Here is a 14172-nt window from a genome sequence, read left to right as displayed (position 1 = left end):
TCCCCCTCACGCGGCCATGGCGGCAAGACGCCGCTGGGCGAGCAGCTCGCCAGTGGCCTTCGCGGCGGCAGTCATGATGTCGAGATTGCCAGAATAGCTTGGCAAATAGTCGCCCGCCCCTTCCACCTCGAGAAAGATCGAGGTCTTAATCCCTGAAAATTCGCCACGCCCCGGTATCTTGAGCCGGTTATTGTCGCCGAAGCGCTCGAACTGCACTTCCTGCTTCAATCGATAGCCGGGCACGTATTTCTGTACCTCGCCAACCATCTTTTGCACCGATGCGCGGATAGCATCCTCGTCGGCACCTTCCGATAGGGTGAACACCGTATCGCGCATGATCATCGGCGGTTCGGCAGGGTTCAGGATGATGATCGCCTTTCCCCGTACGGCGCCGCCCACGTCCTCGATCGCGCGCGCAGTTGTCCGCGTGAACTCGTCGATGTTCGCGCGCGTACCTGGCCCCGCGGAACGCGAGGAAACCGATGCGACAATCTCAGCGTAATGGACCGTCGCGACCCGGCTGACCGCTGCCACCATCGGAATCGTCGCCTGTCCGCCGCAGGTCACCATATTGACGTTTCCCTGATCGAGATGCGCCTCCATGTTTACTGGCGGCACGGTGAACGGTCCGATTGCCGCGGGAGTCAGATCGACGACCTGCTTGCCGTCCGCCTGGAGCGCCGCGTCATGAACCCGATGCGCATAAGCGGAGGTGGCATCGAACACGATACCGACCTCGGGATAGATCGGCATCTTTCTCAGCCCTTCGATCCCCTCATGCGTCGTCGCGATGCCGCGATCCCGCGCCATCGCCAGTCCCTCAGAGGCCGGGTCAATGCCCACCACCGCCACCAGTTCCATGTTCTGCGGATATCTGATCATCTTGATCATCAGGTCGGTTCCGATATTGCCCGATCCGATAATCGCTGCTTTGAGTCGTGCCATGTTCAATTCCTCAGACGAAGCGGGCCGTACAGCACCCGATTCCGTGCAATTCCATTTCAAAAACATCGCCCGCTGCCGCGGGCTCCAGCGGCACGAGCGACCCTGACAAGATCACATCGCCCGCATCGAGCGTTACGCCGTAGCTGCCGAGCGTGTTGGCAAGCCACGCAACAGCCTCTGCCGGGGAACCCTGAACCGCCGAACCAAGGCCCTCGGACAGCGGCTCTCCATTCTTTGTCACGGTCACACGAAGCGCGGGAAGATCGTGTGCGGACGCATCGGCGCGCTCCACCCCCAGGAGGAAAACACCGCACGACGCATTGTCCGCGATCGTATCGATGATACCGATCTTCCAGTCGGCGATCCGGCTGTCGACGATCTCGAAACAGGGCGCGATGCTGCCGGTCGCTGCGATCACCTGCTCGGCGGTGATCCTGGGCCCGCGCAGCGAATCCCGAAGGATGAAAGCGATCTCGGCCTCAGCCCGTGGCTGGATGAGGCCCGCGGCTGTGATGTCGATCGTCTCTCCTTTTACCCACATCCTGTCGGTGAGGAAGCCGAAGTCGGGCTGGTTAACACCCAGCATCGATTGAACCGCCTTCGAAGTGACGCCGATCTTCTTGCCAACGACCCGCTCGCCTCGCCCACGGCGCCGGTTCAGCAAATCGAGCGAAATCGCATAGGCATCGTCGATCGACAGCGTGCCGTCGTCGATTGGCGGGATCGCATCACGCCTTTCCAGAGCGCCAAAAAGCGCATCGGCATAGGGCGATAAGGATTTCTTGTTTTTTGCACTGCTCATCGCCAACTCACGACAGAATTTTCTTCGGGCTGAACCCTGATCGCGAAGCCGAAGCGCGCCACCTACCTTTCGGCCAAATGTAACCGGCTAAAAGGTAGGTGCAGCCACAACCACAATGGCGTAGCCTGCTTACAGACCCAAAATGGGCGAATCCAAGGAGAGGAAGACGGTCACCCCGTGACGAATGTCGATGACATAGCCACTTCGTTGCGGCGAACGCTGCGTACCGGTCCAGCTCCGGTTTGGCTCGTGACCGCTGCGACGCCCGATGGTCGTTTTGGCATGACCGCAACGGCGGTTTTTTCGGCCTCCCTTGCTCCGCCTACTCTTGCGGTTTGCGTAAATCGCACGGCGTCGATTTATGGCGCACTGATGGCAGTCGAGAGGTTTGGCGTCCAGGCACTGACCTCCGATCATATGGATATTGCGCTCCAATTTGGTTCGACACGGCTCGCTGCCGAGCGCTTTTTGCATGGCGAATGGTCAAATCCGCAGGGCGTCCCATGCCTGACCGACGCCTTGGGTTCCTTCATCTGCGTGCGGCGCGCCGAATTCGATGTCGGCACCCATACAATCTTTATCGGTGAGATTGTGGAGGCCACTGATGGGAGCGGCACGCCGTTGGTTCTGCACGAAGGACAATTACTCGCTAGCGCCCATAACCGTTCAGGCGGAGACCAGAAATGAAAATGCATAATGACGGAGCCTCCTTGGCTATCCTTATCGACCGGCAGGTTGGAACCTCGGGCTCCGGCATCCTGTTCCAGGACGCTGCCAGCGTGACCGACCAAGACGTCAACCGGATGGTGATCCATGGACGGGGCGTTGTTACCGTCGCAGTGTTCGCAGAGCGCGCCTTGAAACTCGGCCTTTCTCGAATGGCAGGCTCCAGACCGTCCGGACGTCGCTTCCTGACCACCGTCGAGGCGACGGCCTGCCGCGAAACAGGCATTTCGGCAGCTGAAAGGGCAATCACGATCGCCGTGATGGGATCTTCACATTCTCATGCCGGGGAGCTCGTCACCCCGGGACACGTCCTGCCGAGCCTCGCGACGAGCCGGTTCGAGCCTGGAGAGCCTTTAGCCGATACAGCGTTACGATCGCTACAGGCGCACCGTGGAACGCTGGCATTGGCTTGGTGCGATATTCTAGATGATTGCGGCGATATCGGTACGGCAAGCCACTGCGGCAGGCTCGCCGAGCGGCTGTCGATCCCGCTCTTCGAACGCTCAGGCGCACATATAGTACCCACAATCTGCCGGGATCTATCTCCAATCGCGAGTCCCCTTTACATCAGCGATCAGGGTCTCAACATCGCGCAATTAGCATGATGGCGGTGGATATGACCATTATCCCGGCCTCTCAAAAGCCTCATACCGGCGTTGCCGAGGCGCTTGGCCGGAGCCGGAAGCCGGTAGTTCGTCTGCAGACGCCGCGCCCCGCGCTCACGACCAAGTTCAAGCCGCCAAAGGTCAAGGCCGATTTTCTCGTCGACCGAAGATCGCTGCTCACCAAGCTGGAGGGGATTTTCGACGCGCATCTCAGTCTGATCGTGGCTCCCGCAGGCTATGGCAAGACGACCGCGCTAAGTGCCTGGGCGGGCACCCAACCCACCGATCAATCTATCATGACGTGGCTCACCCTGGATGAAACCGACAACGATCCGGCGGAGTTTCTGAGACATCTCATCGAGTCAGTGAGGGCGAGTGCGGCCAACCTCAACGATCGCCTAGCCGGCTTTTCCGACTCGCATGCGGACTTCGATTTCGAGTCCGTAGCAATCTCCTTCCTGAATATTCTGACCGGCGTGCAATCGGACATACTCATCATCATGGATGACTTCTACTTCGTGACCGATCCAAAGATCCACGCCTTCCTGGATACTATCATTCAACATGGAAGCTCCAACCTCCATGTCGCGATCTGCTCGCGGACACGCCCTGCCGTCAAGCTTGGCAAAGCACGCGTCCGCGGCGAAGTTCTCGAGATCGACATCCATGATCTCCGGTTCGATCTCGAAGAGTCGCGCGAGCTATTCAAGCGCCACCTCGGGAATACTGCCGACGACGATGTCGTACGTGGGCTGCTGGAGCGGACCGAAGGATGGGCGGCTGGATTGAAATTGGCCGCGACCTCGATGTCCGGAGGGCGCGACCCGGCAATTCTCGACACTTTGCTGAAGTGTAAGAGCCGCAGCATTCACAGTTTTTTCCGGGATGAGGTCCTTAATCGCCTTCCCGGACATCTCATGGACTTTGCGCTACAAACGTCGATTCTGTCGAACCTGCATCCTGATTTGTGCGACGCGGTGACCGGCAGAACCGATTCGGAAGAGATTCTTTCGGCGCTTGAGGCGCAACAGTTATTTCTGCAGGCGCTCGAGGAGCCTGACTGGTTTCGCTATCATCAGCTTTTTGCCGATCTCCTTCAGCAACTGCTAGCCCGATCAGCTATTGACCGGGATGAACTGCATCGGCGCGCGGCCACCTGGTTTTCCGGGAAAGGCATGACCTTACAGGCGCTTCAGCACGCTTTCGCGTCCGAAGATCTTGAACTCGCGGTCGAGCTTCTCAACGATGTGGCTTTGGCTCTTCTAGAGACAGGTCAGGGCGCCACGCTCCTGCGCTACTCGACCTCCCTCCCCCCGGAAATAGCGTTCGACTACCCCAATCTACAGCTCGCGCGAGTCTACGCGTCTACTTTGGCATGGCAGTTCGGAGACGCACGGCGAGTCCTTCGCGAATTGCGCGCGGCGCTCATGGACGGAAGCACCGTAGATCGGTGGCGCGCGCGCGGTCTCGACATCGAGATGCTCCAACGCAAGCTCATCCATCGGGAAATGAATCTTTCGAGCTTGGTGGATGATGCCGGGCGGGCTCATGCACTCGGCCGCCAATGGCTTGAGATGCCTGGCAATTGCACGCCGTTCGAACAAGCCGTTGTACAGACGACGCTGATATATACCGAGCGGGAGCAACTCAATCCCAAGGCCGTCACCTCTGCCGCTTCCGCCCGGCAGTTGTTTGTCGAACATGATCGACGGTGGGGCTGCGTGTGGCATGACTGCATTGTCGGCGAAACACACGTCATGGCCGGGGATCTGGATCGCGCACACGGAATCTTTCGCGAAGCGCTGGCGACCGCCCAAGACGTGAGCGGCAAACTCAGCCCGATTGCGGCGATGCCGGCGCTTCACCTCGCCGACCTTCTCTATGAGCGTGACCAACTTCAAGACGCTGACGATTTGATCACCGACTATCTCCCGCTCGCCGGGCGAACCGGCATGGTTGATCAACTGGTCGCGGGCTATTATACCAAAGCCCGCATTGCGACTGGCATCTCGACGGCGGCGGCGCTGAGCGTGCTCGACGAAGGCGACGAAATCGCTCTGTCGCGCGAATTTGAGCGACTTCATGCAATTCTTCTTGCGGAACGCATTCGTCTGCTAATCATAGCTGGTGATTTTGCCGAGGCGCGCCAGGCGGCCATCGTCCACAATCTAGTCGGCCCTCTCGATCGCTGGCAACCTGCGGCCGGCAGTACCTCGCGCGCGGTCGCCAACGCCTATGCGGCGGCGCAGATTGCAATCATCGACAATGAGCTTGGTTCAGCCGAACATTTGCTCCGACGGTGGCTGCGTTTCTTCGAAGATCGCCGATGTTCCCGATTCGCGCTTAATTTCTCAATGCTTCTCGCGCATGTACAGCTTCTCAAGGGTGAAACGAAGACGGCCCATCGCACCCTGCGCAGCGCACTGACGATCGCCCAACCGGGTGGGTTTACGCGCGTATTTGCGGATGCAAATTCGGCAGTACAGCGGTTCATCACCGAGATGCAGATAACAAACACGGGCGCCGATGACACTGTCGGGATATTTCATCAGCAGATCGTTGCGATGCTCAAAGGTGGAAAGCCACCCGCAAAGCCTGTGACCAGCCGCACCGATCTCGATGGGCCGCTGGGAGCGCTCAACAACCGTGAGGCGGAAATTTTGCTGATGCTGGCGACGGGTGTGACAAACAATCAGCTTTCCCAAGAGCTCGGACTGACCTTGGGTACCGTCAAATGGTACCTGCAGCAGATCTATATGAAGTTGGGGGTCAATCGGCGCTCTGAGGCGGTGTTCAAGGCGCGCCAGCTTGGTTTGATGGGCTAACGCGATTTCTTTCCTGTTCCCGAAGAAGCCGACGCGCACGCGCGATCACCGGCCGATCAATCATCTGCCCTCCGATAGCCCGCGCACCATCGCCAGACACGTCTGCAACGATCGATCGAGCCCAATCCAGCTCTTTGCGGGAGGGCTGAAATGCAGCGGCGGCGATCGATACCTGCCGCGGGTGGATCAGAAGCTTGCCTCGAAATCCCCAACGCCGCGCCGCCGAGGCCGCCGCGGTGAGCTTTTCATCGTCGTTCAGCTCCACTGTCACGCCGTCCACCGGCCCGGCGAGTCCGCTGACCCGGCTGGCCCAGACCAGCTGGGAACGTATCCACCCAAGGGGCTCCCAATCATCGTCGCAATCGAGATCCAGCGCCATGTCTATCGAGCCGAAGCATAGCCGCACGACGCCCTCTACCTGACCGATATCGGTCAGCCGGTCGACCGCCCTCGCCGTCTCGATGAGTGGTAGCAGATTCATCTTCCGACCGATCCGCCCATGCAGCTCATGGAGCTCATCAGCAGATTCGCATTTCGTCGGCACGAGGAAGGAGGGGGAGCAATGTTGGAGGAGTGCGATATCCTTTTCCCAATCGGGAGTGCCCCATGGATTGATCCGAATTCCGATCCGCGGATCCGGAGAGAGCTGGGCGATCGCCTCGCGAGCATGGTGTTTCCGTGTCGAGTCCACGGCATCTTCAAGATCCACGATCAGGAACGCCGCGTCCGATGTGAGCGCCTTACCAACCAGCTGCGGCCGATCCCCCGGAACGAACAGAAAGGTCGTCGCACACGCGATATCGTCGCTCACCATCTTGCGTGCGCTTTCATGCAGGTGCGACCATCCGCCGCCATCGTCCAGCAGTCGACGCGGCGGTCGTCGGGCCTCGAGAGGCACACGGCGAACGAGGTACCATCGATCAACGGTGAAATAGCGCGATAGGAGAATCCCGTTATCCGGACGTTCAATGCTTCTTCGACGAAATTGGCAAGCAACCCAGCTTGCAGTGGGCCATGCACGACCAAACCTCGATAGCCTTCGCGCTCCTGCGCGTAGGTGCGATCATAGTGGATCCTGTGGCTGTTTGCCGTGAGGGCTGAATAGCGAAACAGCAACTCCGGGGTCGCGACGATGTCGCGCCGGGTTTCGGGAACGGACGCCGCCGGTGACGGCTGACCTCCCGAAGGAGCAGCCTGCTCAAGATAAACGATATCTTGGCGTTCTCGCACCAGACATCGGCCCTCGCGCCAAATCTCATGATCGACGGTGACGAGGCATATCGGTCCGGAACGGCCTTGCTTAAACGCCACGTCCCGAACCCTGGAGCGACGTTCGATTGCGTCTCCGATTGCTATGTCACCATCGAAGGTCACCTCGCCGCCGGCCCACATCCGCCTTGGCAGCGGCACCGGAGGCAGGAAACCACCTCGGCGCGGATGCCCGTCCTCTCCTGTCTGGTCGAGTCCGACAATGGCAGGCGCAAGGCACCAATGGACCGTCAAGGGCACGGCGCGGACGGGCCTCTCCTGCAGGATGGCGGCCAGGCCGCGCGCCACGGTGGGCGACAGCAGATCCGTCCGTGTCTCCTCCCGACCGATCCAACCGGCGAGATGCGCATGGTCCGGCGTCTCTATCACTCAATAGCTCCGGGGAAGATCGAGCACATGTTCGGCGAGATAGGAGAGGATCATATTCGTCGAGATCGGCGCGACCTGGTAGAGGCGGGTTTCACGGAATTTGCGCTCGACGTCATATTCCTCAGCGAAGCCGAAGCCGCCATGGGTCTGCAGGCAAGCCTCGCCGGCAGCCCAGGACGCATCCGCCGCCAGCATCTTCGCCATATTCGCCTCCGCGCCGCAAGGCTGGGCCTGATCGTACAGATCGGCCGCTTCGCGAACCATCAATTCCGCGGCGCGCATCTGCGCATAAGCCTTTGCGATCGGAAACTGGATGCCCTGGTTGCGGCCAATCGGCCGGTCGAAAACGACGCGTTCCCGGCTATAGGCTGAAGCCCGGTCGATAAACCATTTGGCATCGCCGATACATTCGGCACCGATCAGGATTCGCTCGGCATTCATTCCTGAAAGAACGTAGCGAAAGCCCTTCCCCTCGTCGCCGATGAGGTTTTCCGCCGGCACGCGCACTTCATCCATGAAGATTTCCGTCGTCGAATGATTCATCATGGTTCGTATAGGCCGCACTGTGAGCCGGTCGCCGGCCTCGCGCATATCGACGATGAACAACGAGAGGCCATCGTGGCGGCGGGCGACATCCGCTATCGGCGTCGTGCGCGCCAACAAGATCATCAGGTCCGAATGCGCCGCGCGCGAGGTCCAGATCTTCTGACCGCTGATGATATAGCTGTCTCCGTCCCGATGCGCGAAGGTCTTCAGGGCGGCGGTGTCCGTGCCGCTCGTCGGTTCGGTAACACCAAAGGCCTGAAGCCGTAGCTCTCCGGAGGCAATCTTCGGCAGATAGCGTTGCTTTTGAGCCTCCGAGCCATGCCGGAGCACCGTCCCCATCACGTACATCTGTGCGTGGCAAGCAGCACCGTTGCAGCCGGCTTGCTGGATCTCCTCCAAAATTGCCGCTGCCGCGGCCAACGGCAATCCGGCACCGCCATATTCTTCTGGAATGAGCGCCCCCAGATAGCCGGCACGCGTAACGGTTTCGACAAACTCCGAAGGATAGGCCTGCGCACGATCGAGAGCGCGCCAATATTCGCCCGGAAACCCGCCACAGAGTTTCGCGACTTCTTCGCGAATGTCGCTGAAGCGATTTCGATCTTCGATCATTTGCATCACCGCAGGACAAAGGGGTTGGCTGGCTTCACGTCGGTCGCGATCCAGACGGTCTTGGACTTGAGATAGGCCTTGATCCCCTCAATGCCGCTTTCGCGTCCCAATCCGCTTCGCTTCAAGCCCCCGAAAGGCGCGAGGAAACTGACGGCCCGATATGTGTTGATCCAGACGGTGCCGGCCTCGAGCTTCTCCGACATGCGCAGCGCGCGGCCCATATCCCTGGTCCAAACTCCGGCTGCCAGACCAAAGCGGCTATCGTTCGCTATCGCGACGGCCTCGTCCTCGTCATCGAAGGGGATGACCGCGAGCACGGGACCGAACACCTCATTCTGCGCGATCCCCATTCGGTTGTGCACGCCGGTGAATATGGTCGGTTCGACAAAAAGATTTCCGCGCACGCCATCGTCAGGGATGGTTGACCCGCCGGCAACGCATATCGCGCCCTCGCTGCGCGCGGCTTCGATGCATGCAAGAATTTTCGCGTGCTGCGGCCCCGTGGCAATCGGACCCATCTGAGTTTCGGCGTCCATCGGATCGCCTTGCTTGATCTGCCGCACCGAAACGATCAACCGCTCGACCAAGGCATCGTGGATCGATCGGTGAACGAGAAGCCGCGAGCCGGCAATGCAGGTTTGACCCGCTGCGGCGAAGATGCCTGACAAGACACCCGCCTCCGCCACATCCAGATCGGCATCCTCGAACACGATGTTCGGAGACTTTCCACCGAGCTCCAGCGTGACGTGCTTGAAATCGCGTGCCGCCTTCTCGTTGATCGTCTGCCCCGCGCCATCGCTGCCGGTGAAGGCGATCTTTGCAACCGCCGGATGTCCGACCAATGCGGCGCCCACGTCGGCGCCAAAACCGGTGACCACATTGACCACACCGGCCGGAATGCCTGCTTCGGCGATGAGAGACATCAACTCGATGGTCGAGGCCGATGTGAACTCGGAGGGCTTGATGACGACGGTGTTTCCCGCAGCCAAGGCGGGCGCAAGCTTCCAGGCAAGAAGGAAAAGCGGAGAGTTCCATGGCGTAATCATCGCCACAACGCCAATCGGTTCGTAACGGAGAAACGTGAAAACGCCTTCCTTGTCGGAAGGTAGCACCGAACCCTCTATCTTGTCGGCCAGACCTCCATAATAGCGATACCATTCAGCCATGTAGCGCGTCTGGAGCGACATCTCGGCGAGCAACTTGCCATTGTCGCGAACCTCCACCTCGGCGAGGTGCATGGCATCGCGCTCGATAAGATCGGCAAGGCGCATGAGCAAGCGCCCCCGATCGGAGGGTCGCAGGGACTTCCACCCGGGAAACGCCGCGGAGGCGGCCGCAACCGCCCGGTCTGCGTCGGCGGCATCACCTCGCGGAATTAGCGCCCATGGCTTGCCGCCATAGGGATTTTCGGTTTCGAACCAGTCGCCGGCGATAGGGTCGACATATTCGCCTGCGATCACCATGCGGTAGCGTTGCAATGTTTCAGCCATCCTCATTTTCCTTTTTAAATTCATGCCGAAGGGCGGCGCCATGCGCATCGAGCGCCGGCACGTCACGCGAACGTTGATCGGTGACGATCGGCAGATCGGCGATGCTGACCCGCGCGCTGCCAAGCCGGGCCTCGATCTGGCGGAGCTGGGAATGGTTCGACAGCTGTTCGATATCGTTCAGATTTGCGTAGGCGATCCGTGCCCCATCCAGCCGCGCGATGAGCTCCGACTTGATCATTCGTGCAAAAATGGGCCCGATTTCTTCATCCATCGCACTCCGGTTCGAGACGCGATCGTCATTTCTTAAAAAGCGCGGATCCTGCGTCAGCTCGGGCTTGCCAAGAACGTCGCTACAAAGAGCCGCCCATTCTCGATTGGATTGAACGCCTATCAGCAAGGTGCCATCCTGCACCGAGTAAAGACCATAAGGGGCAAGCGTCGCATGCGAAACGCCGAGCCTCGGGGGGAGCTGTCCCGTCGCGCGCCAATGCAGCAGAGGCACGTTCATCCAATCGGCCAGCACGTCGAACATCGATACGGACAGCGCCATGCCCTGCCCCGTAACCGCTCTGCGCAACAGCGCCCGCAGGATCCCCGAAAAGGCCGTCAATCCGGTAGCGATGTCGCACAATGAAACACCTACCCGCGCGGGCCCGTCGGGTGTACCGGTAATGGAGCACAGCCCCGTCTCGGCTTGCACGAGCAGGTCATAGGCCTTCATGCCCGCGGCGGCCCCGGCGCGCCCGTAACCGGTGATTTCGCAGCTCACCAATCTGGGGTTTGTCCGGCCGAGAGCTTCATGTCCGAAGCCACGCCGTTCCAGCGCGCCAGGTGAGAGATTGTGGAGGAAGATATCCGCGCGATCGAGCATTCCGGCCAGGAGATCGCCGTCGGCCGGAATATCCAGATCGAGCGCGATCGACTCCTTCCCCCGGTTCAGCCACATGAAATAGCTGCTCTCGCCGTCCGCTGCGCTGTCATAGGCGCGTGCAAAATCGCCATCAGGCCTCTCCACCTTGATGACGCGCGCGCCGGCGTCCGCTAGCAGCAGGCCGCAATAGGGTGCGGCAACCGCCTGCTCGATCGATACGACCGTCAGACCTTCCAGCTCCCGTCCCAGTCCCGTCATTGCCTCAGGCTCCGCTCTAATATCCGGCGCGAGACGATCTCGGCCTGGATCTCGCTTGCCCCCTCGAAAATGCTGAGGACGCGTGCATCGCAGAGCAAACGGCTCGGTTCCGCCTCAAGCGCAAATCCGCTGCCTCCATGGATTTGAACGGCACCGTCGGCGCACGACCAAGCCGCTCGGGAAGCCAATAATTTGGCCATTCCCGCTTCGAGGTCGCAGCGGCGTCCCTCATCTTTTCGGCGGGCGGCCAGATAGCTGAGCTCGCGCGCCACAACGATCTCGGTCGCCATCATCGCCAGTTTGTCGGCGACCCGCTCGAACTTTCCGATATTCCGGCCGAATTGCTCGCGCTGGTTCGACTGGTCGACGCTGAGGTCCAGCGCTCTGGATGCCACACCCACAGCGCGGGCGGCGGTTTGAATCCGCGCCGATTCGAACGTTCCCAAGAGTTGGCGGAAACCCTGCCCCGTGACACCTCCGAGCAAGCCGTCTGCGGGCACTTCGAAGCCATCGAAGCTTAGCTCATATTCCTTCATTCCCCGGTAGCCTAGCACTTCGATTTCGGACCCTGTAAGGCCCGGAATGGAAAAACGCGGGCCCGACACGCTACGGGGTTTAGGCGCGAGGAAAATGCTTAGCTCCCGGCCGCACTCGTCGGATGTGTCGGTGCGTGCGAGGATCACCATCAAGTCTGCGCGCGCCGCATGTGTGATCCACAATTTGGTGCCATCGATGCGCCACCTGCCATCCGGAAGCTTCACAGCCCGCGTCGAGACAGCGGAGAGATCGGACCCTGCGCCGGCCTCCGTGAAAACGGCTGTCGGGAGGACCGCCCCCGAAGCAATGCCCGGGAGCCATTGTTCACGCTGCGCTTCTGTCCCGGATTGAGCGATCAATTCGCCAGCAATTTCGGAACGCGTACCGACCGACCCCACCGCAAGCCATCCACGGCTGAGCTCTTCCGACGCCACACACATCGCCAGCTTGCCAAGACCGGTACCGCCATAGTCGGCGGAGAGCGGGAGTCCGAACACACCGAGCGCACTCATGCTCTCGAGAACGGCGTCGGGCAGCAGAGCATTCTCCAAATGCCATGTCTGAGCATGGGGAATGATCTGATCGGACGAGAAGCGCCGCAGGACGTCGCGCACGGCATCGATCGTCTCGTCGCCGGTGCCCTCGCTGGGTCGCGCGCCCTCCAGGAGCGCATCGGCCAACCGTCCCCTCGCGCCATGCGCTGCGCTCAAAAACCAGGCAACGGACGGATCCGATCGAAGCAAATCCGCGCTGCCACCGACATCGTCAGGCCGGATCATTTCGAGCTGGCTTACGGGAATTCCGCCGATGAGCTGCCCCAGATACTCCTGGAAGGCCGCCTCGACGATCGCGATATCGATGGATTGCAGCGCTCCGAATGCGCGGAGCCCGGAGGCCCATCGCGTCAGTGCGACCAATCCTTCGGCCAGCACAAATGTCCATGCGAGACCATGGCGCGGGCGCTGGCCTTGATACGCAAGATCCTCCCGGCATATGGCGAGAGCCGACTGGCAGTAGCTTTCCACGGCCTTCAAGGCGCCAAATGCCCGCTCGATGCTGTCCGCCTCTCCGCCTGTTGGACCCGACATCATTCCCCCACCTCCGGATCGCGGAGGATATTGCGCCGCACCAAGTCTTGGACGATCGACAGATGAGCCCCGCAAAGATCGATCAACAAGCGCCCTCCGCCGCGTCCGAGCTCCCCGGCCGGCGCAGGCGGGCGACGCTCGCCGGTAAAGCGGGCGATCGTCGCCGCAACGGGATAGCGCGCCTTGCTGACTTGCTCGATCTCGGAAAAGATCGGATTGCCCGCAATCGGCCCGGCCACTTCGCGAGCGGCCGCAGCAAGTGGCCTGTAGGCGTCGAAGCACGCCCCGTGCCGACGCAACAGCGATTCGAGATCGGCCAAAGCCAGGCGCGCGACGGCGCCTGAAACGAGCGCGTTGAGTGCGTCACGATGGATAAACCGGCTAGCTTCGTCAGCAAAATTTGCCCCGCAGCTTTGTTCGAGGGTCTTGACCGCATCCTCGAGCGCGAGTGCAGCAACAAGCGCTTTCCACTGTCCGGGCGTAACGGCCACAATCATAATATGTTCGCCGTCGGCGGTAATGAAATCCCGCCCAAAGGCGCCGAACAGATTATTCCCATGACGCGGCCTGTCACCATCCCCAGCCACTGCTTCTGCGATCATTCCCAGATGCCCCAAGCTCGCGGCGGCGATATCCCCCAAGGCAAGCCGGATTTCCTGCCCCTGCCCTGTCTGGCAGCGCAATCGATGTGCAGCGAGCACCACAAAGGCCGCATAGGCACCCATCAGTAGATCCCACCCGGGTACCACGTGGTTGACCGGGGGCCCTTCGGAAGCTCCGGTTATAAGTGGCACACCGAGCGCCGCATTTACCGTGTAATCCACAGCCGTGCGGCCATTCGGCCACCCCTCGATCCGTACCGAAATGAGGTCAGGGCGACGCAGCGCCAATTCTTCGTGATTGAGAAACGACCTATCGGGAAGGTTCGTCAGCAGAATTCCCGCACCGTCGCCGGCCGCCGTTACAATCTCCTCGACGTACCCACGCCCGTCCTTCGAGCGAAGGTCGATCGCAAGCGATCTCTTTCCCTTGTTAAGGCCTTCCCAGTAGAAAGACGCTCCGTCGTTCGAAAGGGGCCATCGTCGGAAATCCGGGCCCCCGTCCTTATCCTCAACCCGAATAACGTCGGCACCAAGCTGAGCCAGATGAAGACCCGCTGATGGTCCGGCGACAAATGACGCGACCTCCACAATACGCAAACCCGAAAGACTTCGATCGAAAGGCACCAT

The 14172-nt window shown here is 60.6% G+C and carries 12 protein-coding genes; 3 read left to right on the top strand and 9 right to left on the bottom strand.

Going from position 1 to position 14172, the window contains the following annotated elements:
* Positions 1 to 6 precede the first annotated feature (6 nt).
* A complete protein-coding gene (locus DM806_RS17900; RefSeq protein WP_179044556.1) occupies positions 7 to 945 on the bottom strand; it encodes an acetaldehyde dehydrogenase (acetylating) in 939 nt (312 codons plus the stop codon).
* A 10-nt stretch (positions 946 to 955) separates the two neighbouring features.
* Positions 956 to 1747 (bottom strand): fumarylacetoacetate hydrolase family protein, encoded by a 792-nt coding sequence (locus DM806_RS17895; protein ID WP_179044535.1) that lies wholly within the window; start codon positions 1745 to 1747, stop codon positions 956 to 958.
* 177 nt (positions 1748 to 1924) lie between these two features.
* Here DM806_RS17895 and DM806_RS17890 point away from each other — a divergent pair, with 177 nt between their 5' ends.
* The 3 genes from DM806_RS17890 to DM806_RS17880 are packed head-to-tail and all read left to right on the top strand — an operon-like array spanning position 1925 to position 5903.
* Positions 1925 to 2434: a flavin reductase family protein gene (locus tag DM806_RS17890; RefSeq protein ID WP_179044534.1), complete on the top strand. Its 510-nt coding sequence runs from the start codon at positions 1925 to 1927 to the stop codon at positions 2432 to 2434.
* A gap of 23 nt (positions 2435 to 2457) precedes the next feature.
* Entirely contained in the window at positions 2458 to 3078 is a 621-nt protein-coding gene (locus DM806_RS17885; protein ID WP_179044533.1) for a 3,4-dihydroxy-2-butanone-4-phosphate synthase, read from the top strand.
* Between the two features lie 11 nt (positions 3079 to 3089).
* On the top strand, positions 3090 to 5903 hold the full coding sequence (locus DM806_RS17880) for a LuxR C-terminal-related transcriptional regulator (RefSeq protein WP_179044532.1): 2814 nt from the start codon (positions 3090 to 3092) through the stop codon (positions 5901 to 5903).
* On the opposite strand, the gene DM806_RS17875 is transcribed toward DM806_RS17880, so the two are convergent.
* Genes DM806_RS17875 through DM806_RS17845 form a run of 7 tightly spaced genes read right to left on the bottom strand, consistent with a single transcriptional unit; the run spans position 5872 to position 14172 of the window.
* Entirely contained in the window at positions 5872 to 6717 is an 846-nt protein-coding gene (locus DM806_RS17875; RefSeq protein WP_179044531.1) for an HpcH/HpaI aldolase/citrate lyase family protein, read from the bottom strand. The genes DM806_RS17880 and DM806_RS17875 overlap by 32 nt on opposite strands.
* Positions 6711 to 7541: an FAS1-like dehydratase domain-containing protein gene (locus tag DM806_RS17870; RefSeq protein WP_179044530.1), complete on the bottom strand. Its 831-nt coding sequence runs from the start codon at positions 7539 to 7541 to the stop codon at positions 6711 to 6713. Before DM806_RS17870 ends, DM806_RS17875 begins: the two co-directional genes overlap by 7 nt.
* Complete coding sequence (locus DM806_RS17865; protein WP_179044529.1) at positions 7542 to 8699, bottom strand: acyl-CoA dehydrogenase family protein; 1158 nt, start codon at positions 8697 to 8699, stop codon at positions 7542 to 7544.
* Positions 8700 to 8704: 5 nt separating this feature from the next.
* Entirely contained in the window at positions 8705 to 10189 is a 1485-nt protein-coding gene (locus DM806_RS17860) for an aldehyde dehydrogenase (RefSeq protein WP_218647554.1), read from the bottom strand.
* Positions 10182 to 11318, bottom strand: a complete 1137-nt coding sequence (locus DM806_RS17855; RefSeq protein ID WP_179044528.1) for a CaiB/BaiF CoA transferase family protein — start codon at positions 11316 to 11318, stop codon at positions 10182 to 10184. Before DM806_RS17855 ends, DM806_RS17860 begins: the two co-directional genes overlap by 8 nt.
* On the bottom strand, positions 11315 to 12946 hold the full coding sequence (locus DM806_RS17850; RefSeq protein ID WP_256869367.1) for an acyl-CoA dehydrogenase family protein: 1632 nt from the start codon (positions 12944 to 12946) through the stop codon (positions 11315 to 11317). The genes DM806_RS17855 and DM806_RS17850 overlap by 4 nt, the downstream gene beginning before the upstream one ends.
* A complete protein-coding gene (locus tag DM806_RS17845) occupies positions 12943 to 14172 on the bottom strand; it encodes a CoA transferase (protein WP_179044527.1) in 1230 nt (409 codons plus the stop codon). Before DM806_RS17845 ends, DM806_RS17850 begins: the two co-directional genes overlap by 4 nt.

This window comes from Sphingobium lactosutens (assembly GCF_013393185.1).
GTDB classification, from domain to species: Bacteria; Pseudomonadota; Alphaproteobacteria; order Sphingomonadales; family Sphingomonadaceae; genus Sphingobium; species Sphingobium lactosutens_A.
This window is presented reverse-complemented; position numbering and strand designations above follow the sequence as displayed.

Bases quoted from the DNA above. Each gene is read 5' to 3' on its own strand.
- DM806_RS17900 (WP_179044556.1), bottom strand. From the start codon at position 945: ATGGCACGACTCAAAGCAGCGATTATCGGATCGGGCAATATCGGAACC.
- DM806_RS17895 (WP_179044535.1), bottom strand. From the start codon at position 1,747: ATGAGCAGTGCAAAAAACAAGAAATCCTTATCGCCCTATGCCGATGCG.
- DM806_RS17880 (WP_179044532.1), top strand. From the start codon at position 3,090: ATGACCATTATCCCGGCCTCTCAAAAGCCTCATACCGGCGTTGCCGAG.
- DM806_RS17875 (WP_179044531.1), bottom strand. From the start codon at position 6,717: ATGGTGAGCGACGATATCGCGTGTGCGACGACCTTTCTGTTCGTTCCG.
- DM806_RS17865 (WP_179044529.1), bottom strand. From the start codon at position 8,699: ATGATCGAAGATCGAAATCGCTTCAGCGACATTCGCGAAGAAGTCGCG.
- DM806_RS17860 (WP_218647554.1), bottom strand. From the start codon at position 10,189: ATGGCTGAAACATTGCAACGCTACCGCATGGTGATCGCAGGCGAATAT.
- DM806_RS17855 (WP_179044528.1), bottom strand. From the start codon at position 11,318: ATGACGGGACTGGGACGGGAGCTGGAAGGTCTGACGGTCGTATCGATC.
- DM806_RS17850 (WP_256869367.1), bottom strand. From the start codon at position 12,946: ATGATGTCGGGTCCAACAGGCGGAGAGGCGGACAGCATCGAGCGGGCA.
- DM806_RS17845 (WP_179044527.1), bottom strand. From the start codon at position 14,172: ATGGTGCCTTTCGATCGAAGTCTTTCGGGTTTGCGTATTGTGGAGGTC.